The sequence below is a fragment of the Spirillospora sp. CA-294931 genome (assembly GCF_050946795.1).
Classification (GTDB): Bacteria; Actinomycetota; Actinomycetes; order Streptosporangiales; family Streptosporangiaceae; genus Spirillospora.
Genome location: NZ_CP192006.1, coordinates 878,226 through 901,024 on the forward strand (window position 1 = coordinate 878,226; position 22,799 = coordinate 901,024).

Here is a 22,799-nt window from a genome sequence, read left to right on the forward strand (position 1 = left end):
CCCGCGATTCAGGCATGGAATGAATATCATTTTCATGCGACCCTGATGCCGTACCGACCGGAACGGCGAAAGGAATCACGGCATGTCCCTGACCGTCGATGATCGGCTGCTGGAGCGCGCCCGCGCCGGCGAGGTGGACGACGACGCGTTCGTCGCGTGCGTCCGCGACTCGCTCCCGTATGCCTGGGAGGTGATCGGCGGAGTCGTCGGCCGCATGCGCACGGGCGGCACAGGCTTCGCCGACAACCAGACCCCGCCGCCGGACGAGGCGGCGCGCGGCCAGCTGCTGCGCGTCCTGGCCAGCGACGCCATGCGCGGCGCACTGGAACGGCACTTCGGCGTCCGCCTGGCCTTCCAGAACTGCCACCGCGTGGCGGCCTTCGACCCATCCGTCCCCGGGAGCACCGAACGGCACGCCACGTTCGTCTCTCCCCGCGCCCAGCTCCTCAACCAGTCACCCGAACTAGTCGACTGCTGACCACCGAGGGCCGCCCTTCCAAAAGGGCGGCCCCGCCCATCTGGGACCTGGGGCGGGAGGGTTAAGGGCCTCCCGGGGGCGACCGGGGGCGGGCGGGATGCGTATTGTGACCTACGGGTAACATCCCATCCGAACCACATTCGGTCCCTGACGTAAGGTGCTGCTTATGGACCTGAACGGAGTTTCCGCCGTCGTCTCCGGCGGTGCGAGCGGGCTCGGCGAGGCCACCGTCCGCGCGCTGGCCGAGGCCGGGGTCAAGGTCGTCGTCGCCGACCTGAACGAGGACAAGGGCAAGGCCCTCGCCGACGAGGTCGGCGGTGTCTTCGTCAAGACCGACGTGAGCGACGAGGGGCAGGTGCGGGCCGCCGTCCAGGCCGCCGTCGACACCGGCGTCCCGCTGCGCGTCATCGTCAACAGCGCGGGCATCGGCTGGGCCACCAGGACCGTCGGGCGCGACGGCACCCCGCACGACCTCAGCACGTTCGAGAAGGTGATCAGCGTCAACCTGATCGGCACCTTCAACCTGATGCGGATCGGCGCGGCCGCCATCGCCAAGACCGAGCCCGCCGACGCCGACGGCCTGCGCGGCGTCGTCATCAACACGGCCTCGATCGCGGCGCTGGAGGGCCAGACCGGCCAGGTCGCCTACTCCGCGTCCAAGGGCGGCATCGTCGGCATGACGCTCCCGGCCGCGCGCGACCTCGCCGCGATCGGCGTCCGGGTCAACACCGTCTGCCCGGGCATCATCGACACCCCGATCTACGGTGAGGGCGAGGCCGCCGAGGAGTTCAAGGCCAAGCTGGCCGCCCCGGTGCCCTTCCCCAAGCGCATGGGCAAGGCGTCGGAGTTCGCCCACCTGGTCAGGTCCCTCATCGAGAACGACTACATGAACGGCGAGACCATCCGCTTCGACGGTGGTATCCGCTTCCAGCCGAAGTGAGGCGCTGAATGTCCGAGGCTGTACTGACCGAGGAAGACGGCGCCGTACTGATCGTCACGATCAACCGGCCCGAGGCCAAGAACGCCGTCAACGGCGCCGTGGCCCAGGGCCTGGCCGCCGCGATGGATGAGCTCGACAACCGCAGGGACCTGTCGATCGGCATCCTGACCGGCGCCGGCGGGACGTTCTGCGCGGGCATGGACCTCAAGGGGTTCCTGACCGGCGACAACCCCATCGTCGAGGGACGCGGGTTCGCGGGCCTCACCGAGCGTCCCGCCGCCAAGCCGCTGATCGCCGCCGTCGAGGGCTACGCCCTGGCCGGGGGCTGCGAGGTCGCGCTCTCCTGCGACATGGTCGTGGCCTCGACCGCGGCCCAGTTCGGGCTCCCCGAGCCCAAGCGGGGCCTGGTCGCGGGCGCGGGCGGGCTGCTGCGCCTGCCGCGGCGCATCCCGTTCCACGTCGCGATGGAGATCGCCCTCACCGGCGACAAGTACCCGGCGGCGCGGATGGCCGAGCTCGGCCTGGTCAACCGGCTCGCCGAGCCCGGCCAGGCGCTCGCCGCCGCCAAGGAGCTGGCCCTCAAGGTCGCCGAGAACGCGCCGCTGGCGCTCGCGGCCACCAAGAAGGTCATCGTCGAGTCCGCCGACTGGTCGGCCGAGGAGATGTGGAAGAAGCAGCAGGAGATCATCCTGCCCGTCTTCGGCTCCAAGGACGCCATGGAGGGCCCGGCGGCCTTCGCCGAGAAGCGCAAGCCGGTCTGGAAGGGCGAGTAGGCCGCGTCCGACGCCCGGGAGCCGCCACCCGCGGCCCCCGGGCGTCGCCGCGTTCGTGGACCGGGCTCGCAGCGAGCTTTCAGGTGGCTTTCAGGTTCGCTTGAGACCCTTTGCGATGATGGCGGAGGGGGACACGTGGAACCATCGGCGAAAGAAGCGCGGCTGCTCGTCGTGGAGGACGAGCCGAACATCCTGGAGCTGCTGGCCGGGAGCCTGCGCTTCACCGGCTTCGAGGTCGTGACGGCCACCAACGGCGCGGACGCCGTCCAGGCCGCGCGGCGGCACCGTCCCGACCTGATCGTCCTGGACGTCATGCTGCCCGACATCGACGGCTTCGACGTCGCCCGCCGGCTGCGCTCGGGCGGCGACCACACGCCCGTGGTGTTCCTGACCGCGCGCGACGCCGTCCAGGACCGGGTCAAGGGCCTGACGATCGGCGGCGACGACTACGTCACCAAGCCGTTCAGCCTGGAGGAGGTCGTGGCGCGCATCCGGGCCGTTCTGCGCCGGTTTCAGGGCGGCGGGCAGGAGCCGCAGCCCCGGCTGGTCTTCGCCGACCTCGAACTCGACGAGGAGAGCCACGAGGTCTGGCGCGAGGGACGCGCCGTCCAGCTCTCGCCCACCGAGTTCAAGCTGCTGCGCTACTTCATGGCCAACGCCGGACGCGTCCTGTCCAAGGCGCAGATCCTCGACCACGTCTGGAACTACGACTTCCGGGGCGACGCCGGGATCGTCGAGTCCTACGTCTCCGCCCTGCGCCGCAAGGTCGACAACACCGACCCCCGGCTGATCCAGACGTTGCGCGGCGTCGGTTACGTCCTGCGGCTCCCGCGATGACCCTGCCGGCCCGCCTGCGCGCCCTGGCCGGCCGGACGCCGCTGCGGGTCAAGCTGATCGCCGGGATGCTGATCCTGGCCGCGCTCGGCATGGCGGTGATGAGCGTCGCGGGGGTGTCCGTCCTGCGCGGCTACCTCACCGACCGGGCCGACACCCAGCTCTTCGACCTGTCGAGGAAGCTCGAACGGCCGATCCGCGTGGGCGCCAACTTCCGCATCCCGAGCGAGTTGTACGCGCAGCTCCGCGACCCCGGGGGCGCCATCAGCCGGGTCTACCCCGCGGAGGGACAGGCGGGGAGCCCGAAGATTCCCGCCGTGCTGGAGCACCCGGAGCAGCCGTTCACGGTGTCGAGCACCGACGGGGACCGCGCGTCCTGGCGCGTCCTGGCCAAGCCGCTGCCGGACGGCGGCACCCTCGTGCTCGGGATCAGCCTGGACGAGGGGTCGCGCACCGTCGCCCGGCTCACCACCATCAACCTCATCGTCGGGCTGATCGTCCTCGGGGGGCTGGCGGCGCTCGGCGTGTGGCTCGTCCATGCCAGCCTGCGCCCGCTGCGCACGATCGAGGCGACGGCCGGGGCGATCGCGGCGGGAGATCTGGCGCGACGCGTCCCCGAGGCCGACCCGCGCACCGAGATCGGACGGCTCGGCCGCTCGCTCAACACCATGCTCGCCCAGATCGAGGCCGCCTTCGGCGCCCGCGCCGCGTCCGAGGCGACCGCCCGGCGCTCGGAGGAGCGGATGCGCCGCTTCGTCGCCGACGCCAGCCACGAGCTGCGCACACCGCTGACGGCGATCCGCGGCTTCGCCGAGTTCTACCGCCAGGGCGCGGCCCGCGACCCCGAGGAGCTCGACCGGCTGATCGGCCGGATCGAGCAGACCGCCGAACGGATGGGCCTGCTCGTGGAGGACCTGCTGCTCCTGGCCCGCCTCGACCGCCAGCGCCCCGTCCAGCGGCGCCCGGTCGACCTGCTCGCCGTCGCGGCGGACGCCGTCCAGGAGACTCGCGTCGTGGCCCCCGACCGCTCGATCGAGCTTTCGGTGGACGGTGGCGTCGCCTACCAGGTCCTGGGGGACGAGACCCGCCTGCGCCAGGTGCTCGGCAACCTGTTGTCGAACGCCGTCAAGCACACCCCTGAGTCCGCCCCGATCGAGGTGCGGCTGCTGCCGGGCACTCTGCGCGGTCTTCCGGCCGCCGTCTGCGAGGTGGCCGACCAGGGCCCGGGCCTCACACCCGAACAGGCCGAGCGCGTCTTCGAGCGCTTCTACCAGGCCGACCCCTCGCGCGGAGAGAGCGCGGGCCGCGACGGCGGCACCGGTCTCGGCCTGTCCATCGTCGCGGCCCTGGTCGCCGCCCACGAGGGCACCGTCATGGTCGACACCGCCCGCGGCATCGGTTCGATCTTCCGGGTCGTGCTGCCGCTCGCCGCCGACTGACTTGCCCCACGACGCGGCATTCAGGGGACTTTCAGGTTCGCTGCAGGGTGGTTCCAGCCCGCTCGGCCACTCTCAAGGGTGAAGCGACTCAGGGGGAGCCAATGACCGCAGACCAGCCGAACCTCGTCCCGCCCACCGGCCCCGACCAGCGCGTGGCGCCGACCGCCGAACCCGCCCCACGATTCGAGCAGCCTGACACCCCCGCGCCCGACCCTGGGGCGGCGCCGCGCACGCCGCACGGCACGATCCCGCCTGAGGCTTACGGGACATCGCAGCCCGGGGCGGCGGCGCAGGGTGGGCCCTCCTACGAGACGCCGGGTCCCGGGCTGGGGCCGCACGCGATGGCGCAGCCCGGGTGGGCAGGGAGCGGCGGACATGCGCTCCCTCAGCCCGGCATCTTCGGGGGAACCCCCGGTGGCCCGCCTCCTGGCGGCATGGGGCAGGGTGGAGGCCGGAAGTGGTCGGCCGGACGCCGGGTGGGCCTGGTCGCCGCCGCCCTGGCGCTCGCGCTGGGAGCCGGCGGAGCGGGCGCGGCCGTGACGATGACGCTCCAGGACAACGACCACGTGTACTCCAGCCCGACCGCCGTGACGGGAGCGTCGGACAAGGCCGGGACGACGGCCAAGGTCGCCGCCGCCGTCCAGCCGAGCGTGGTGTCCATCCAGGCCGAGACGGGACGGGGCACCAGCGGCGGCTCGGGCGTGATCCTGCGCTCCGACGGCGTGATCATGACCAACGCGCACGTCGTCGCGGGAGCGCGGCAGGTGACGGTGAAGTTCAGCGACGGCAGGACGGCCAAGGCCCAGGTCCTCGGGGGCGACGAGAAGAACGACATCGCCGTGATCAAGGCCGCGGGCGTGTCCGGGCTCAAGCCCGTCACCCTCGGAAACAGCGGCGCGCTGGCCGTGGGCGACACCGTCCTGGCGGTGGGCAGCCCGCTGGGCCTGGACGGCTCGGTGACGTCCGGCATCGTCAGCGCGCTCGGACGGGAGATCCGCGAGGGCGGCCAGGAGGAGGAACTGCCTCCCTACCTGCGCGAGCGCGTCAGCCAGCAGCAGACCACAGTGATCAAGAACGCGATCCAGACCGACGCCGCGATCAATCCCGGCAACTCCGGCGGCGCGCTGGTCGACGCGGCCGGACGCCTGATCGGCGTCAACACCGCGATCGCCACCGGCGGCAGCGGCTCGGGCAACATCGGCGTCGGCTTCGCCATCCCGGTCAACGACGCCAAGAAGATCGCCGACGGCATCATCAGGAGCGCCTCGATCTGAGCGTCCCGCCCCAAGAGCCCATCGAGGGCCGGCGACCGGATCCGTTCTGGGGGGAGCGGACGAGCGGTCCCCGGCCCTCGATGACGTCCGGGCCGGAAATGAGGAGACATGATCGTCCGAGGTTGGGGATAATCGGTGCATGGCCGACGAGATCCCCATCCGCGGCTCGGTCTCGATTCCGGAGTCCGAGCTCGGCTGGCGTTTCTCGCGATCGTCGGGCCCCGGCGGGCAGCACGTGAACACCAGCGCCACCGCCGCCGAGCTGTCCTTCGACGTGGCGGGCTCGCCGTCGCTCCCCGAGCCGTTCAAGGCCAGGGCGCTGGAACGGCTGGAGAACCGCCTGGTCAGGGGCGTCCTCACGATCCGGGCCGAGGAGTACCGCTCGCAGTCGCGCAACCGTGACGCGGCTCGCGCCCGGCTCGTCTCGCTGCTGTCGGACGCGATCGCGCCGCCGCCCAAGAAGCGCGTCCCCAAGAAGATCCCGCGCGGCATCAACGAGCGCCGCCTCCAGAACAAGAAGCGCCGCTCGGACGTCAAGCGCCAGCGCTCCAACCGCTGGGACTGACCCGGCTCAGGGAGCCGCCCGGATGGCCCTCAGCGCGGCCCGGCGGGTCTCGCCCTCAAGGGTGTCGGTGTAGACGGTGCCGCGCAGATGGTCGCACTCGTGCTGGAGACAGCGGGCGAAGTAACCGGTGCCCTCGATTCTGACGGGCTCGCCCTTGGCGTCCAGTCCCTCCACGATCGCGTGGTCGTAGCGAGGAGTGGGGAACCGCATCCCGGGGAGGGACAGGCAGCCCTCCTGTTCGGTGCGGATGTCGCCGTCGGCGGCCACCAGGACGGGGTTGACGACGTGTCCCACGTGGCGGCGGCCCTCGTCGTCCTGGCAGTCGTACACGAAGAGCCGCAGGGAGAGACCGATCTGATTGGCGGCCAGCCCCGCGCCATCGGCGTCGTACTGGGTGGCGAACATGTCGTCGATCAGGCGCTCCAGAGCGGCGTCGAACACCCGGACGGGATCGCACTCGGTACGCAGCCCCGGATCGCCCAGCCGCCGGATCGGCCGAAGAGAACCCTTACTGATGTCTTGAACCACGACTGAATCCTACGAGCCTCCCCGGGGGTCCAGGGGGCCGAGCCCCTTGGCGGGGGTGGCGGGGGCGGAGCCCCTGCCCGGTGTGGTGGCACCGCCCGCAGCGAGCGCAGCGAGCGAGGACGGTGCCACCACACCGCGGGGTCTGAGGGGGGTTGCCCCCCTCATAGATTCAGCCGTCGGTGTCGCCGGGCTGGGGCGGGGCCGCGGCCTTGGCCTGCTGCGGGACCTGCGGGGTGGCCGCGGGTTCCGGGTCGGGCTTCTTGAGCTGCGGCGTGGAGGGCGCGGTGACCGGCGGCTTGGCGGCCGGGGTCGCGGGTGTCGCGGCCGGCTTGGGCGTTGCCGGAGTCGCGGGTGTCGCGGTCGGAGTCGCGCTCGCAGGTGGGGTCGCCGCCGGGGTGGGTTTGGCCGGGGCCGGTTTGGCCGGAGTCGCCGTCGCGGGCGCCGCGGCCGCCGGTGCGGGCGGCTGCTTGCGGGGTTGGGCCGGGGTCTGGCGGACGGCGTCCTCGACCATCTTCTCCAGGGGGCCCGCCTCGTTCTCGGCGCTGAGCAGGCGGTGCAGGGTCTCGCTGATCTCGGTGAGGCGCTGCAGGGCCGCGGTGTGGTTCTTGGTCAGCTGGGTGAGGCGCTGGGTGGCCCCCTCGTTGATGACGCTGGAACGCCGCTCGGACGCCGTGAGGGTGCGTTCGGCCTCCAGGCGCGCGCTGGTGACGGTCTGCTCGGCCTCCTGCTTGGCGGCCGACAGGACGCTGTCGGACTCCTTCTTGGCCGAGGCGAGGACCTGGTCGGCCTTGGCTTGGGCCTGGCCGAGGTCCTCCTGGGCGTGGCCGCGGGCGTCGTCGATGATCCGCTTGGACTCGGCCTCGGCGTCCTTGCGGATCTGGGCGCCCTTGGACTCGGCCTCGGCGACCTTGTCCTTGGCCTCGTCCTCGGCGAGGTTGATGATCTGGCGGAGACGGTCGCTCAGGTCGTCCCCGGTGGGCTTGCGGGCCTCGCGCACCTCGGCCATCTCCCGGCGGGTGCGCTCGACGTCGTCGAGGGCGCGGGCCAGCCGGGCCTCGAGCTCGCGGATCTGGTTCTGGCTTCGTGCGATGTACTCGTCGACCTGGCGGCGGTTGTAGCCGCGCATGACGATCTCGAAGGATTCCTCCCGGAGGAGGTTCGGCAGGATTTCCGCTTCGTTGCTCATGATGCCTTGGGGGTCGTGGCGGGGGGTTGGGGTCACCCCGTCGGGGTTCGGGGACTGCACGGTGCGATCCTCGCCCACTGGCGGTAGCGGGCGCCACACGGAGGATCGTCAGGGTCGACTCTTGTCCGGTCCACCCCATTCGCGCAACCGGAATGCCTGTTCTGGCAGCGGTTTCTTCCCCGGTCGTGAGGTGGGGAGTTACCTGATGTTTGGAAATGTCACACTCTCGCGGCCCGCCTGGGGAGACGCGCGGACTCGCCCGTACGATCGCCCCATGAGCTACGTGGGGTCTTTGGGCGAGGACGAGCCGAGCATCCACCCGGACGCGTGGGTCGCGCCGGGCGCCGTGGTGGTCGGCAAGGTGGCGCTGGGACGCGCGTCGAGCGTCTGGTACGGGTCGGTGCTGCGCGGTGACGACGAGGAGATCGTGGTCGGCGAGGAGTGCAACATCCAGGACCTTTGCTGCCTGCACGCCGACCCCGGCACCCCGGCCGTGCTGGAAGACCGGGTCAGCCTGGGGCACAAGGCCATGGTCCACGGCGCCCACATCGAGACCGGGTCGCTGGTCGGGATCGGCGCGATCGTCCTGAACGGGGCGCGCGTCGGCGCGAAGACGCTGATCGCGGCCGGGGCGCTGGTGGGGCCGGGCAAGCAGATCCCGTCCGGGGTGCTGGTCGCGGGCGTCCCCGGCAAGATCATTCGCGAGCTGAACGACGACGACCGGCTCGTCCTGGACTACACCTCGGAGGTCTATGTGAAGAAGGCGCAGCGCCACCGGACGGTCGAGTGGCAGGGTGAAACACGGGCCTAAAGGGCAAAAGATTCCCCTCTGAGCTGCGCAAACGGGAGACTTCACCGGTTGCGGGGCGTGCTCGGTCCCGTCTCCTGACTACCATGAACGCGTGGTGTGGGGACCGGGCTATGGCAGTGCTCCGCCGCCCAGCGCCCCCGTGGGGGAGGATCCGTTCGCGGCGGCAGAGCGCGACACGAGGGCGATGGTGGCCGCCGGATGGTGGCCGTCGGCGCCTCCTCAGCAGCGCCAGCACGCCATCAGCGGCCGGTTGCTCGTCTTGCCGGACGGCACGTGGTGGCTGTTCGGCGCCTGGGCCCGGTGGTACCGCCTGCACCCGTCCGACGGCCAGTGGTACCTGTGCCCGCCGCCCATGTCGCCCGCGATCAGGATGGCGGCCCGCACTCCCCAGGGCGCCGCGCCCCCGCCTCTCCCGCCCCATGTCCTTCCGGCCGGGCCCGACTTCTCCTATGACCCGCCGACGCCGCTGCCGTTCGTCAGCAACGGCTTCGCGCCCGACCTGACCTCGAAGGTCCGCGCGACCGTCGACTCGGCGTCGGCCCTCCCGGTGGCGGAGTACCCGCACTGGTGGCCGGAGTTCACGCCGTCCACCCCGTCCACCGTGGTGGCCTCCTGGGGCGTGATGCTGTGGTGCGCGGCCGCCCCGGCGTTCGACTCGCGGCTCGACCGCCAGATGCTCGACCTCTGGAAGCCGTACCGGGCCAAGCCCCTCCCCGGGGTGGACGGCCCGCGCTGGCTGACCCCGCCGCCCCTGGAACTGCTCGTGGGGCTCTACGCCGAGCGCCTGCGGGCCAGCCGGGTGGACGCGGCCGTCGTCGTCCTGAGGACGATGTGGGCCGTCGCCAGCGCCCTGCGTGAGGACCCCCGGTTCCAGATCCGGGCGGACGCGCTGCTGTCGATCCTGAGCACGACCCTCAGCAACCCGACCGTCGATTACGGGGCGCTGCCCTATGGCGACCAGGCCATCGCCCAGCAGTGGCTGACGCGTTGCCCGCCCAACCTGGTCCCCGCGCTTCGTAACGAGAGCTCGCCGGGCGACAACTTCCGCCATGCCTTCTACTCGCTCGCCGAGGTCGTCGCGGGCATGGCCGGTTCGCCCATCGACCCCGCCTACATCGAGCCCCGGCTGGTGGCGGCCGCCCTGCTGGCGGCCGACCTGGGCGTCATCCGCAAGGACGTGGCGGGCAACATCGTTCCCTGGCTCGACCCGGAGATCCGCTACACGGTGCAGGCCGTGCTCGACCAGAACGGCCATCCGCTGCGCCGCCTGTGGCCGATCGACCTGGAGCTGTCCGAGCCGCTGCGCTCGGGCGCGGGCGAACGGGCGCCGACGCTGCTCGCGGCGATGTACGAGCTCGACCTGGCCTGGTGCAGGCTCGCGGGCGGCATGCCCGCGCGCCCCCGGGGGTTCCCCGTCCCCAACGCCGTTATCGCCGGGCTGATCGGGGCGGACCGGGTCCGCGCCACCGCGAAGGCCAAGACGGTGACGCCGCCCCCCGCGCCCGGTATCAACCAGCAGCCCTCGCCCTTCAGCGCCCAGGGCCAGCCCGGTCTGCCTCCGGGGGCGCCGCCTCAGCCGCAGGGGCTTCCCAGCCCGCCCGACCAGCCCTTCGTCCAGCCGCCCGCCCAACCGGGTGGACGCGACGTCCCCGGTTTCTCCCCGGCCCAGCCGCCCGCCCAGCCCGTCGGGCAGCAGGCGGCGTTCGCCGCCCCCGATCCGCAACCGGCCGAGGAGGAGAAGCAGGAGGAGAAGGTCGCCCCGCCCTACACCGAGCTGGGGTTCCAGAGGCCGGGGATGCCCGCCGCCGGCCCGATGCAACCCGGTCAGCCCGCGCCGTTCGGCATGCCCGAGCCGCCCGGGCAGTTTCAGCCTCCGCCCCCGAACCCGGCAGCGCCGAACCAGCAGCAGCCCGCCGCGTTCGCTCACCCCGAGCCCCCGGCGCCGCCGGCCCCGCAGCAGCAGCCTGCCGCGTTCGCGCAGCCCGAGCCGCCCACGCCGCACCAGCAGCAGCCTGCGGCGTTCGCTCAACCTGAGCCGCCCACGCCGCAGCAGCAGCCCGCCGCGTTCGCGCAGCCCGCGCCTCCGAACCCGGCGGCGCCGCATCAGCAGCAGCCCGCCGCGCATCAGCAGCAGGCCGGGCCGCAGCAGCCCGGTGGCGGGGCCGCGCCGTTCGTCATGCCGGACGCGCCCGGTCAGATGCAGCCGCCGCCCCCGAACCCGGCGGCGGCCCAGCCCGAGCCGCCTCAGCAGTACGGGCGCCCCGACCCGCAGGAAGAGGAGCAGCAGAGCGAGAACGTCGCTCCGCCCTATACCGAGCTGGGCTTCCAGCGTCCCGGCATGGCGCCGCCCCCGGCACCCGTGCAGCAGCCGGGGCCCGCGCAGCAGCAGCCTGCCGCCTCCCAGCAGCCGCCGCCCCCGCAGCAGGTCAACCCCTACGCCACCCGTATGGAAGGCCCGGGGGCCGTCCAACAGCAGCAGCCCGCCCAGCAGCAGCCCGCCGCCTCGCACCAGCCCGTACCGCCCGCCCCACCGGCGGGCAACCCGCACACCAAGGTCCTCGGGCCGGGCGACCTGGAGGACGCGGTCGCCGAGGCCGCTCTCGGCCGCCCCGCCGGGCCGCCCAAGGGCGACGCCGGGCCGGGCACGCGGATCATGTCCGAGACCATGGTCGGCGACTTCGACTTCCTCGACGACACCCCGTCCCCCGATACGCCCGTCCACCAGATCCCGCCGCCCGAAGACCGCACCGACCGGCGCATCCTCGACCGCTTCGGGATCAGCTTCGTGTCCGGCGAGCACGACGCGGGCAGGCTCCTGGACGAGCTGCGCACGCGCGCCCAGGAGTGGAAGGCCCCGGCGGCCGGGGACGTGGAGTCGACCCGCGTCGACCAGGGCCCGTCCATCGAGTCGACCCGAGTGGACGGCGGCACGGTCGCCGCCCCCAGCATCCTGCTGGTGGGCAACCCGCACACGGGGCAGCGGCGCCTGGCCCGCCTGATCGCGCTGACCCTCGCCGACGCGGGCCTGGGCGACGGCTCGATCCGCGCCCACGACGCCGAGGACGTCCGCGACGCCCCGGTCGACCGGATGGCGGGAATCCTGGCCCAGCCGGGCCCGGCCATCCTGTTCGAGCGGCTCGACGTCGCCGTCACCGGGTCGCTCGACCCGGCCGCCGTGGCCACCGCCGTCCGCAAGGCGCGCAAGAGCCCGGCCGCGTCCACGGCGCTGATCGCGACCTGCGAGCCGCGCGCCTACAAGCGCCTGCTCAAGGACCATCCCCGGCTGGTCGAGACGTTCCGGGTGCACCGGTTGCCCGACCTGTCCGAGCTCGACAACCGGATGACGCTGCTGCACGTCCTTTCCGACGAGCGGCGCGTGACCGTCGGGGCGTCCGCGCTCGAGGTCGCCCGCGCCGACCTCGAACGGCTGCGCGGCCCCGGCGACCTGGTCAACGCCAGGCTGGTGGAGACCTATCTCGACCAGGCGTGCCAGCGGCATCTCGAACGCGCGGGCGCCTCGCGCGACCGTCTCGTGCTGACCCCGGACGACTTCACCGGCGTCGCCGAGGGCATCGAGCCCGCGCTGCGCCCGCCCGGCGACGTCGACGGCTTCCTGCGCCAGCTCGACCAGCTGATCGGGCTCGATGACGTCAAGCACGCCGTCCGCGAGCTGATCGACGAGGCCGGGCTGGCCGCCGACCGGGCGCGGCACGGCATGCGGTCCAAGCAGGGCCAGCACCTGGCCTTCGTGGGGCCGTCCGGGACGGGCAAGACCACGGTGGCGGGGCTGATCGGCGGCGCCTACGCGGCGCTTGGCCTGCTCGACTCCGGTCACGTGGTCGCGTGCCGCCCGATCCACCTGGCCGGACGCGACCAGGTCGACACCGAGACCCGGGTCGCGAGCATGGTCGACCAGGCGCTGGGCGGCGTCCTGCTGATCCAGGAGGCCCATCTGCTCGACCGGTCGCCGCCGGTGGTGAACGAGCTGCTGCGCGCCATGCGCGAGCGCCGCGACCGGTTCATGGTGGTCTGCTCCAGCCCGGCCGCCGAGATGGAGGGGTTCCTGGCGGGCAACCCGAGGTTCGGCGCCGAGTTCGTCCGGACGCTGGCGTTCGAGGGCATGGGCGACCGCGATCTGGTCGGCCTGTTCCAGAAGTACGCCGAGCGCGATCTCTACATGCTGGACGAGGAGCTGCGCGTCGAGCTGCTGCACCGCTTCGAGCGGCTGCGCGACGACCCGTCGTTCGCCTTCGCCCGCACCGTCCGGCAGCTGTTCGAGCAGACCGTGGCCCGCCAGGCCGCGCGGCTGACCGGCGCCGATGTCAACGCGGCCACCGTCGCGCGCCTCACGGCCCGTGACCTGCCCGATTCGCCCCTCGAACAGTTCATGGGCGACTTCCGCGAGCGGGGCTGACCGGCTCCATCCGGCCCTCTTGGGCGGCAAACCGCATCAAGTCGCCTTACCCGGGAAGACCAGCAAAGAGAGTGGCCCCCGAATGGCCCTCTTGGGTCATGTGCCGGGGAAGCCGAGGCGCGTAGCCTCGATAGTGGGTGTGGGGAACGAACGGAGGTGGACGCGGTGCGCCAGCAACCGAATCTCGATCTGCGCGTCCACGACCGGGTCGCTCTGGACGAAATCGAGCTCTATGCGGAGATTCTCAGTGCGGTGGCGGCGGCCGAGAGGCCGCTCACCCTCACGGAGATCGACATGGTGCTCGGGGTCGGGTCCGATGTGGCCGGTCGTCGCGAGCTGACGCCGCAGGATCAGTAGTCCCGTCACGAGCCGGGGTCGCCCTGACCGGTGCCCCCGGCTCACGCGTTCGCACCACCCGAAACCGCCGTCCAGGCCAACGGCCGGATCCGGCTGCCCGGCGCCCCGGTTGATCTCCGCGAGGGTGTAACGCATCTCACTCTTCGTGCCCGTCCGTCCCGCAACGCCGGATTCCTGGGGACGAGACCACCCCGCATCCCTTTGTGCGCCGGGGTGTGTCGCGGGTGTGCATCCGGTGATCTAGGGCAATCTTGTAGGTGAGAGGATGGCGGACAGCAGCCAAAGGCGGGGCAAAGGTTCTTTTTACCGCTGGTTGCGCCTACGATCCTCTGCGGACTGTTCCGGCACTTCAGGAGAACGACGTGCGCTTGCGTCTCACGCCGCGTGAGGACAGCTTCTACGACATGTTCGCCGACTCGGCGAACAACCTGGTCACCGGCGCCAGGTTGCTCGTGGAGCTCATCAGTGACGGTGCCGACCGGGAAGCGATCGCGGAGAAGATGCGCGCCTGCGAACACGCGGGCGACGAAATGACTCACGCGATCATGCGCCGGCTGAACGAAACGTTCATCACGCCCTTCGACCGTGAGGACATCTACCGGCTCGCCTCGACCATCGACGACGTGATGGACGAGATGGAGGAGGCCGCCGATCTCGTCGTGCTCTACAAGATCGAAGAGTTCCCCAAGGACATCGTCCACCTGGTGGAGGTGCTGGAACGTGCCGCCGAGCTGACCGCCGAGGCGATGCCGAGGCTGCGCTCGATGAAGGAGCTCAACGAGTACTGGATCGAGATCAACCGGCTGGAGAACCAGGGCGACCAGGTCTACCGCAAGCTGCTGGCACGCCTTTTCAGCGGTGAGTACGACGCGCTGACGGTGATGAAGCTCAAGGAGGTCATCGACCGGCTCGAAGAGGCCGCCGACGCCTTCGAGCACGTCGCCAACACGGTCGAGACCATCGCGGTCAAGGAATCATGAGCGTGACCGGCGAGCCGGCCGCGACCCTCACCAAGGAGACCCGCACCGGCGGCGCCGACGCGACGCTGGCCGAGCAGGCGACCCGCAGGGTCCCCGGCCTGGCGTGGCTCGGGCTGCTGGGCGGGATCCTGCTGGTGACGGTGGCCGGCGCGGTCGGGCTCCGGTCCGACGCCCAGGCCGCGGTGCTCGTCCTGGTCGTGGTCATCGCGCTGGTCTTCGACTACACCAACGGCTTCCACGACGCCGCCAACGCGATCGCCACCTCGGTGTCGACGCGGGCGCTGACCCCGAGGGCCGCGCTGCTGATGGCGGCCCTGATGAACATGCTCGGGGCGCTGCTGGGCGTCGAGGTCGCCAAGACCGTCAGCGAGGTGATCACCCCGCCCACCGGCCTGCACGGCCTGACGGTCGTGGCCGCCGGGGTGCTCGGCGCGATCACCTGGAACCTGATCACCTGGTACTTCGGGCTGCCCTCGTCGTCCTCGCACGCCCTGATCGGCGGCATCGTCGGGGCCGGGCTGGCCTCGGCCTCCTCGGTCAACTGGGACAAGGTCGTCGACAAGGTCGCCATCCCGATGGTCATCTCGCCGGTCGTCGGGTTCTTCCTGGCCTACGCGGTGATGGTGGCGCTGCTGTGGATGTTCCGCCGCGCCCATCCCGCCAAGATCGGACGCCGTTTCCGCATCGCCCAGTCGCTCTCGGCGGCCTCGATGGCGCTCGGCCACGGCCTTCAGGACGCGCAGAAGACGATGGGCATCATCGTGCTGGCGCTGGTCACGACCGGTCACTCCGACGGCGACAGCGTCCCGCTGTGGGTCATCCTGTCGTGTGCGGGCGCGCTGTCGCTGGGCACCTACGCGGGCGGCTGGCGGATCATGCGGACGCTGGGCCGCAAGGTGATCGAGCTCGACCCGCCCAAGGGGTTCGCGGCCGAGGCCACCGCTTCGGTCATCCTGTACGCGGCCGCCTATGTCTGGCACGCTCCAATCTCGACCACCCACACGATCACCTCGTCGATCATGGGTGTGGGGGCCACCAAGCGCCTGTCGGCCGTGCGCTGGGGCGTCGCGGGCAACATCGTCACCGCCTGGATCCTCACCATGCCGATGGCCGCCGCCGTGGCCGCCATCGTCTACTGGCTCGTCCACCTCTTCGGCGCTTGAGCGCCTGACCCTCTGGGACCGGCCGGGCTGGGACGTCCCCGGGAGGACGCCCCAGCCTTTCGGGTTACTTGCCGGTGATGCGGTCCAGCTTCGGCGGGGCCACGGGGGAGTTGGCGCCGAAGTAGGTGACCAGGGCGTCCAGGTCGACGGGGCCGAGGACCTGGTCCTTGCCGTCCTTGAAGACGGTGAAGCCGTCACCGCCGCCGAGCAGGAAGTTGTTGGCGGCGACCTTGTAGGAGGCGGCCGGGTCGACCGGCTTGCCGTCGATGGTGATCGCGGATACCCGGTCCCCGACCGGCCGGGCGCGGTCGATGGCGAAGCGCAGCGTCGCCGAGGGCTGGAGGATCTTCTCACCGGCGCCCGTCCACTGCTGCTCGAGCAGCTTGTCCAGCTGCTCGCCGGTCAGCGTGACCTGGCCCATGACGTTGCTGAACGGCTGGACGGCGAACGCCTCGCCGTAGGTCACCACGCCGTCGCCCTCGGAGCCGGACGCCTTGAAGGTCAGGTCGGCGCGGACGCCGCCCGGGTTCATCAGCGCGACCTGGGCGCCCTTGTCCTTCATCGAGGCGAGCTGGAGGTCGGCGATCGCGTCGCCGAGCGCGGTCTCGCCGGTCGGGGAGGGCTTGCGGTCCAGATCGGCGGTGATCTTGCCGATCGGCTTGTCGGCGATCGCGGCCGTCCGTTCCTTCCAGGTCCGGACGAACTTCTCGGTCGCCGGGTCCGGCGGGACGTCCCGCGTCACGACGTGGTTGTCGCCCACGACCGTGGAGCGGACGACGTCGCCGCTCTTCTTGTCCACCTTGAAGTCGACCTGGGTGATGACCTTGCCGAACGAGGAGCCGGACGAGTAGAGGCGCGGCCGCCCGTCGGGGTCCTTGAGCGTGCAGAGGTACTGCTGGTGGGTGTGGCCCGACAGCACCATGTCGATCTCGGGGTCGGCGTCCTGGGCGATGCGCGTCCCGGCGCTCTCGGGGGCGACGCCGCACGCGTCCGGCCGCTGGTTCTGCGGCACGTTGCTGCCCTCGTGGACCAGCAGCACCATCGCCCTGACGCCGCGCTTCCTCAGCTCGCGCGCCGAGCGGTTGGCGGCGACCACCTCGTCCTCGAACCGCAGGCCCTTGATGCCGTCGGCGCTGACGATGGTGGGGGTGGTCTTGGTGACGACGCCGATGAACCCGACCTTGACGCCGTTGACCCGGCGGACCGTCCAGGGCTTGAGCAGGGTCTTGCCGTTCTTCTCCTTCAGCACGTTGGCCGAGAGGTAGTCGAACTCGGCGCCCTTCCACTTGCCCGCGGGGGAGCAGCCGTCGGTGGGGTGGCAGCCGCCCTTCTGGATGCGCAGGAGCTCCTTGTAACCCTCGTCGAACTCGTGGTTGCCCACGGCCGACGCGGTGACGCCCACCTTGCCCAGGAACTCCACCGACGGCTCGTCGTGGTAGGCGGCGGAGATCAGCGGCGAACCGCCGATCATGTCGCCCTGCGCCACGGTCAGGGAGTTCCGGTTGCCCAGCCGCTTGAGGTGCGTGGCCGCGTAGGCCGCGCCGCCCGCGGGGACGGCCGCGCCGCTCTCGTCGATGGCGGTCCCGGAGCTGCCGGTGGCGGGCTCCAGATTGCCGTGGAAGTCGTTCAGCGACAGCAGGCGCACGTCGGCCGTGGGGGCGGGACGGGCGAGGGCCGGCTGCGCGACCGCCGCGACGCCCGAAAGCCCGGCCACGGCGAGGGCCAGGATCATGGATCGTCGAGTCATGGAGGCACCCTAGGCGCGAGGCGCCCGGCGTTCCCCGCCGCCCAATGACGTTTTTATGACGTTTAGCGCAAGAAGGGCAGTGAGATCCCATGTCGGGGGCCGCATAAGCTGTCGATCATGAGTGAGGCGCGGGGACCGGCGGCACTGCCGGAGGCGGAGATCGCCGAGGTTCTGGAGCTCGTCGAGGCGGCCGCGGCGGCCGACGGGGTCGGACCCCTGTCCGAGCACGCCCTGCTCGCCCTACGCAACGGCGCCCCCGGCCTGACCGTCGTCTCCGGCGGCGCGATCGTGGCCTACGCCCATCTCGATCCGGCGACCGGCGGCGAGAGCGCGGCCGGGGAGTTCGTCGTCCACCCGTCCCACCGGCGCCGGGGGCATGGCCGCACCCTGCTACGCGCCCTGTTGACGGCGGCGGGCGGCTCCCTGCGCGTCTGGGCCCACGGGGACCTGGCTGCCGCCGCCAAGCTGGCGGGCTCCGAGGGACTCGACCGCGTCCGCGTGCTGTTCCAGATGCGCCGCCCCGGTCCGGGGCCCCTTCCCGACGCCGCCGTGGCCGAGGGCGTCCGGCTGCGCACGTTCGTCCCGGGTGAGGACGAGGACGCCTGGCTGCGGGTGAACGCCCGCGCCTTCGCCCACCACCCCGAGCAGGGAGCCTGGACGATCGACGACCTGCTCCAGCGCGAGCGCGAGCCGTGGTTCGACCCGTCCGGCTTCTTCCTGGCCGAACGCGAGGGGACGCTGCTCGGTTTCCACTGGACCAAGGTGCACCCCGACGGCCTCGGCGAGGTCTACGTCGTGGGCGTGGACCCGGACGCCCAGGGCCTGGGTCTGGGCCGCACGCTGACGCTGGCGGGCCTGCGCCACCTGAGGGACCGGGGCGTGCCGCACGTCCTGCTGTACGTGGACGAGTCGAACGCCGCCGCCGTCCGGCTCTACGAGTCGCTGGGGTTCACCCGTCACGCCGTCGACGTCATGTACGGCGCCGACACCCCTCGTTGACCCGTTTAACCCCGGTCGTTGACCGGCCCGCCGGTGAACAGCGACCGCCCGGTCACGTAGGGTCGGATACCCGCAGGTGGGACGACTGATCACGATCGCGCCCCATTATGTCTTCGGGGATAGATTTTATAGGCGTTTCGGCCTGGTTGACCTGCAGTGTTAACCCTCGCGTCACGCCGAATCGAGGCAGTCTTCCGAGGGCCGCCCGGCCTCGTTCATGTTCTGTTCATCTGGACCAGGGTGACTGGTTACTTCCCCTGCTTAGCGTCGCTTCGGACGGTGGCCCTACTACCTGGACAAATGACTCCAGCTCCGCAGTTGGGACACCGCTGACGAACTAAGAGGAGACCCTCCGGTGAAGAACGTTTCTCGTCTGGCCACCCTCGGCGGCGTTGTCGTCGCGGGAGCTCTGGCACTCAGTGCTTGTGGGAGCGACGACAACACGAGCTCGAGTTCGAGTGCCGCCCCGACGGGCGACATCGACTGTGCCAAGGCCACGGTGAACGCCGCCGGCTCGAGCGCGCAGAAGAACGCGATCGAGGAGTGGACGAAGATCTACGCCTCCAAGTGCGCGGGCGCGAACCTCAACTACGCCGCGACCGGCTCGGGCGCGGGCATCAAGTCCTTCAGCGACAACCAGGTCGCCTTCGCGGGCTCGGACTCCGCCCTGAAGGACGAGGAGCTCCCGGCCGCGCAGAAGCGCTGCGGCGGCGCCAAGCCCCTCAACCTGCCGATGGTCGTCGGCCCGGTGGCCGTGGTCTACAACGTGCCCGGCGTCGACGGCATCCAGGTCTCGCCCGAGCTGCTGGCCAACATCTTCTCCGGCAAGGTGAAGACCTGGAACGACCCGGCCATCGCCAAGGAGAACTCCGGCGCGAAGCTGCCGTCCACCGCGATCAAGGTGATCTACCGTGCCGACGAGTCCGGCACGACGGACAACTTCACCAACTACCTGAACAAGACCGCGCCGAAGATCTGGAAGTGGGAGAAGGCCAAGAAGTGGCCTGACGCCATCGCCTCGGCCGGACAGGGCGCCCCGCAGTCCGCCGGTGTCACCACCCGCGTGAAGCAGGACGCCGGCGCCATCTCCTACGTCGAGATGTCGCACGCCGAGACCAACAAGCTCCAGACCGCCAAGGTCAAGAACGGCGCGGGCGAGTACACCGCCCTCTCGGCCGACAGCGCCTCCAAGGCCATCGCGGGCGCCGAGATCGTCGGCACCGGCAACGACGTCGCGATGAAGATCGACTACACCACCAAGGAGGCGGGTGCCTACCCGATCGTCCTGGTGACGTACGAGATCGCGTGCGAGAAGGGCCTGCCCGCCGAGCAGGCGAAGTTCGTGAAGTCCTTCCTGACCTACACCGCCAGCGCGGACGGCCAGAAGGTCCTGTCCGGCATCGGCTACGCGCCGCTGCCCGCCGCGGTTCAGACCAAGGTCCAGGCGTCCGTCAAGGCCCTGTCCTGACCTCTGACCCGAACACCAGCAGCCCCGTCGCCGGCGAGAACGGCGGCGGGGCAGAGCTGGGTTCTGCCGAAGACACCCGAGGAGGACCCCCCGTGAGCAGCGAGACCGGCGTCGAGGCGACCGCCGGCGCCAGACACCGCGCCACCGGCAAGCGCATGAGCACCGGACGCGCCGGTGACCGGATCTTCGCGGGCGCAGCGCGCGGTTCGGGAATCCTCGTGCTCGCCATCATGGCGGCCATCGCCGTCTTCCTGATCTGGAAGGCCATACCGGCCCTGCAGAAGAACGAGGCGGGCTTCCTCACGGCCGAGGAGTGGAACCCCAACGCGACCCCGCCGCGGTTCGGCATCGCGCAGCTGGCCTTCGGGACGCTGGTCTCCTCGTTCATGGCCCTGCTGATGGCCACGCCGGTCGCGGTGGCGATCGCGATGTTCATCGCGTTCTACTCGCCCCGCCGCGTGGCCTCCACGCTCGGCTACGTGGTCGACCTGCTGGCCGCCGTGCCCAGCATCGTGTACGGCCTGTGGGGCGTGCTCGTGCTGGCCCCCCACATCGGCGGCGTCGTGGAGTTCCTGAACTCGGCCCTCGGCTGGATCCCGCTGTTCGGCGGCGACAGCCCGGGCAAGAACTCGATCTTCACCGCGTCCGTCGTGCTGGCCATCATGATCCTGCCGATCATCTCGTCGGTCACCCGTGAGGTCTTCCTCCAGGTGCCGCAGGCCAACGTCGAGGCGTCGCTGGCGCTCGGCGCGACCCGCTGGGAGATGATCCGCATGTCGGTCCTCCCCTATGGCCGCTCCGGCATGATCGCCGCGTCCATGCTCGGCCTCGGCCGCGCCATGGGCGAGACGATCGCCGTCGCGATGGTGCTGACCTCGGTCCCCGGCATCAACGTCCACATCCTGGAGGACGGCGGCAACTCCTTCGCCGCCAACATCGTGCGGGGCTTCAACGAGGCGGGCGACACCGGACGGGGCGCGCTGATCGCCTCCGGCCTCGTCCTCTTCGTGATCACTCTGATCGTCAACATGGCCGCGCGGGCCATCGTCGCGCGGCGCAAGGAGTTCGTGTGACCTCCCTGTCCAAGTCCGCCCCGAGGAACGCCTCCATCGGCTCGGTCTCCACCGGCCGCAAGGTCAAGGACAGGGTCGTCCAGGGCCTGGTCTACGTGGCGTTCGCGCTGGCGGTCATCCCCCTGATCTCGGTGCTGTACACGGTCATCGTCAACGGCGCCAAGCGGTTCGACGCGCAGTTCTTCCAGTTCTCGATGAACGGCGTGGCGGGCAAGGACGCCGGCGGCGGCGCCTACCACGCCATCATCGGCACCCTGGAGCAGGTCGCGATCACCACGGTGATCGCGGTGCCGATCGCGGTCATGACGGCCGTCTACCTGATCGAGTACGGCGACAACAAGCGCCTGGCCAAGACGATCAGCTTCTTCGTCGACGTCATGACCGGCATCCCGTCCATCGTGGCCGGTCTGTTCATCCTGGCGCTGTGGCTGCTGACCTTCGGCTTCGAGTACTCCGGCCTGGCCGGCTCGTTCGCGCTGACGATCCTCATGATCCCGACCGTGGTGCGGGCGACCGAGGAGATGCTCAAGCTGGTGCCCAACGACCTGCGCGAGGCGTCCTACGCGCTGGGCGTGCCGCGCTGGCGGACGGTCTGCTTCGTCGTCCTGCCGACCGCGCTCACCGGCATCATCACCGGCGTCATGCTGGCCATCGCCCGCGTCATGGGCGAGACGGCGCCGCTGATCCTGACGATCTTCATCACCAAGGCGATCAACACCAACCCGCTGGACGGTCCGCAGGGCTCCCTGCCGACCTTCATCTGGGACCAGGCGGCCGACCCCAACCAGAACGCGATCGACCGCGCCTGGGCCGGGGCGCTCACCCTCATCGTCATCATCATGCTGCTCAACCTCGGGGCCCGGTTCGTGGCCCGCAGGTTCAAGCCGCGCGCGGGCCGCTAGGCGCGCGCGTCCCCCCACGACCTAACGAAAGACCCCGATAGGAGCATCAACCCCATGGCCAAGCGGATCGAAGTGTCCGGACTGCACGCCTACTACGGCGGGGTCCACGCCATCGAGGACATCTCGATGACGGTCGAGCCGCGCTCGGTGACGGCGTTCATCGGGCCGTCGGGCTGCGGCAAGTCCACCTTCCTTCGCACCCTGAACCGGATGCACGAGGTCATCCCCGGCGCCCGCGTCGAGGGCAAGGTGCTGCTGGACGACGAGAACCTCTACAGCAAGGACGTCGACCCGGTCGCCGTCCGCCGCGTTGTCGGCATGGTGTTCCAGCGCCCCAACCCGTTCCCCACGATGTCGATCTACGACAACGTGGCGGCGGGCCTGAAGCTCAACGGGGTCCGCAAGAAGGGGCAGCTCGACGAGATCGTCGAGGAGTCGCTCCAGGGCGCCAACCTGTGGAACGAGGTCAAGGACCGCCTCAGCAAGCCCGGAGCGGGCCTGTCGGGCGGCCAGCAGCAGCGTCTTTGCATCGCCCGCGCGATCGCGGTCAAGCCCCAGGTGCTGCTGATGGACGAGCCCTGCTCGGCCCTCGACCCCATCTCCACGCTGGCGATCGAGGACCTCATCGCCAAGCTGAAGAACCTGTACACGATCGTCATCGTGACGCACAACATGCAGCAGGCCGCCCGCGTGAGCGACCGCACGGCGTTCTTCAACATCGCCGGCACCGGCCAGCCCGGCAAGCTGATCGAGATCGACGACACCAGCACGATCTTCACCAACCCGGAGATGAAGGCCACCGAGGACTACATCACCGGCCGCTTCGGCTGATCCCCCCGTCCGCGCGAGCGGACCGAACGTCTCCGTC

Annotated in this window: 20 protein-coding genes; 17 read left to right on the forward strand and 3 right to left on the reverse strand. The window is 71.0% G+C overall.

Annotated features, from left to right (window positions below):
- Positions 1-82 precede the first annotated feature (82 nt).
- From ACQPY4_RS04265 to arfB, 7 genes are all read left to right on the forward strand, one after another.
- Positions 83-478: an SCO5389 family protein gene (locus ACQPY4_RS04265; RefSeq protein WP_433332608.1), complete on the forward strand. Its 396-nt coding sequence runs from the start codon at positions 83-85 to the stop codon at positions 476-478.
- Positions 479-644: 166 nt separating this feature from the next.
- Positions 645-1,418: an SDR family oxidoreductase gene (locus ACQPY4_RS04270; RefSeq protein WP_433332610.1), complete on the forward strand. Its 774-nt coding sequence runs from the start codon at positions 645-647 to the stop codon at positions 1,416-1,418.
- Between the two features lie 8 nt (positions 1,419-1,426).
- The gene (locus tag ACQPY4_RS04275; protein ID WP_433332612.1) at positions 1,427-2,191 is read left to right on the forward strand and encodes a crotonase/enoyl-CoA hydratase family protein; all 765 of its coding nucleotides are present in this window, start codon (positions 1,427-1,429) and stop codon (positions 2,189-2,191) included.
- A gap of 135 nt (positions 2,192-2,326) precedes the next feature.
- Positions 2,327-3,028, forward strand: coding sequence for a response regulator transcription factor (locus ACQPY4_RS04280; protein WP_433332614.1), 702 nt, complete (start codon positions 2,327-2,329; stop codon positions 3,026-3,028).
- Positions 3,025-4,464 carry a sensor histidine kinase gene (locus tag ACQPY4_RS04285; protein WP_433332616.1) on the forward strand — a complete coding sequence of 480 codons (1,440 nt, stop codon included), beginning with the start codon at positions 3,025-3,027 and terminating at the stop codon, positions 4,462-4,464. Before ACQPY4_RS04280 ends, ACQPY4_RS04285 begins: the two co-directional genes overlap by 4 nt.
- A gap of 101 nt (positions 4,465-4,565) precedes the next feature.
- Complete coding sequence (locus tag ACQPY4_RS04290) at positions 4,566-5,738, forward strand: trypsin-like peptidase domain-containing protein (RefSeq protein ID WP_433332618.1); 1,173 nt, start codon at positions 4,566-4,568, stop codon at positions 5,736-5,738.
- Positions 5,739-5,877: 139 nt separating this feature from the next.
- Positions 5,878-6,303 (forward strand): alternative ribosome rescue aminoacyl-tRNA hydrolase ArfB, encoded by a 426-nt coding sequence (gene arfB, locus ACQPY4_RS04295; protein ID WP_433332620.1) that lies wholly within the window; start codon positions 5,878-5,880, stop codon positions 6,301-6,303.
- A 6-nt stretch (positions 6,304-6,309) separates the two neighbouring features.
- Here arfB and def read toward each other — a convergent pair whose 3' ends face one another.
- Together def and ACQPY4_RS04305 are read right to left on the reverse strand one after the other, a co-directional pair.
- A complete protein-coding gene (def, locus tag ACQPY4_RS04300) occupies positions 6,310-6,831 on the reverse strand; it encodes a peptide deformylase (protein WP_433332622.1) in 522 nt (173 codons plus the stop codon).
- A gap of 169 nt (positions 6,832-7,000) precedes the next feature.
- A complete protein-coding gene (locus tag ACQPY4_RS04305; protein ID WP_433332624.1) occupies positions 7,001-8,017 on the reverse strand; it encodes a DivIVA domain-containing protein in 1,017 nt (338 codons plus the stop codon).
- Between the two features lie 274 nt (positions 8,018-8,291).
- On the opposite strand from ACQPY4_RS04305, the gene ACQPY4_RS04310 reads away from it, so the two are divergent.
- The 5 genes from ACQPY4_RS04310 (at position 8,292) to ACQPY4_RS04330 (ending at position 15,742) form a co-directional block, all read left to right on the forward strand.
- Complete coding sequence (locus tag ACQPY4_RS04310; protein WP_433332626.1) at positions 8,292-8,828, forward strand: gamma carbonic anhydrase family protein; 537 nt, start codon at positions 8,292-8,294, stop codon at positions 8,826-8,828.
- Positions 8,829-8,919: 91 nt separating this feature from the next.
- Positions 8,920-13,242 carry an AAA family ATPase gene (locus ACQPY4_RS04315; protein WP_433332628.1) on the forward strand — a complete coding sequence of 1,441 codons (4,323 nt, stop codon included), beginning with the start codon at positions 8,920-8,922 and terminating at the stop codon, positions 13,240-13,242.
- Between the two features lie 156 nt (positions 13,243-13,398).
- Positions 13,399-13,599, forward strand: a complete 201-nt coding sequence (locus ACQPY4_RS04320; protein ID WP_433332630.1) for a hypothetical protein — start codon at positions 13,399-13,401, stop codon at positions 13,597-13,599.
- 362 nt (positions 13,600-13,961) lie between these two features.
- Positions 13,962-14,579, forward strand: coding sequence for a DUF47 domain-containing protein (locus tag ACQPY4_RS04325; protein WP_433332632.1), 618 nt, complete (start codon positions 13,962-13,964; stop codon positions 14,577-14,579).
- A gap of 2 nt (positions 14,580-14,581) precedes the next feature.
- Positions 14,582-15,742 carry an anion permease gene (locus tag ACQPY4_RS04330; protein ID WP_433332634.1) on the forward strand — a complete coding sequence of 387 codons (1,161 nt, stop codon included), beginning with the start codon at positions 14,582-14,584 and terminating at the stop codon, positions 15,740-15,742.
- A gap of 64 nt (positions 15,743-15,806) precedes the next feature.
- On the opposite strand, the gene ACQPY4_RS04335 is transcribed toward ACQPY4_RS04330, so the two are convergent.
- Positions 15,807-17,489 (reverse strand): bifunctional metallophosphatase/5'-nucleotidase, encoded by a 1,683-nt coding sequence (locus ACQPY4_RS04335; RefSeq protein WP_433332636.1) that lies wholly within the window; start codon positions 17,487-17,489, stop codon positions 15,807-15,809.
- Between the two features lie 117 nt (positions 17,490-17,606).
- On the opposite strand from ACQPY4_RS04335, the gene mshD reads away from it, so the two are divergent.
- The 5 genes from mshD (at position 17,607) to pstB (ending at position 22,762) form a co-directional block, all read left to right on the forward strand.
- Positions 17,607-18,488 (forward strand): mycothiol synthase, encoded by an 882-nt coding sequence (gene mshD / locus ACQPY4_RS04340; protein ID WP_433332638.1) that lies wholly within the window; start codon positions 17,607-17,609, stop codon positions 18,486-18,488.
- 355 nt (positions 18,489-18,843) lie between these two features.
- Positions 18,844-19,956, forward strand: a complete 1,113-nt coding sequence (pstS, locus tag ACQPY4_RS04345; RefSeq protein ID WP_433332640.1) for a phosphate ABC transporter substrate-binding protein PstS — start codon at positions 18,844-18,846, stop codon at positions 19,954-19,956.
- 92 nt (positions 19,957-20,048) lie between these two features.
- Complete coding sequence (gene pstC, locus ACQPY4_RS04350; protein WP_433332642.1) at positions 20,049-21,029, forward strand: phosphate ABC transporter permease subunit PstC; 981 nt, start codon at positions 20,049-20,051, stop codon at positions 21,027-21,029.
- On the forward strand, positions 21,026-21,931 hold the full coding sequence (gene pstA, locus ACQPY4_RS04355; protein ID WP_433332644.1) for a phosphate ABC transporter permease PstA: 906 nt from the start codon (positions 21,026-21,028) through the stop codon (positions 21,929-21,931). The genes pstC and pstA overlap by 4 nt, the downstream gene beginning before the upstream one ends.
- Positions 21,932-21,985: 54 nt before the next feature.
- The gene (gene pstB, locus ACQPY4_RS04360; protein WP_433332646.1) at positions 21,986-22,762 is read left to right on the forward strand and encodes a phosphate ABC transporter ATP-binding protein PstB; all 777 of its coding nucleotides are present in this window, start codon (positions 21,986-21,988) and stop codon (positions 22,760-22,762) included.
- Positions 22,763-22,799: the final 37 nt, after the last annotated feature.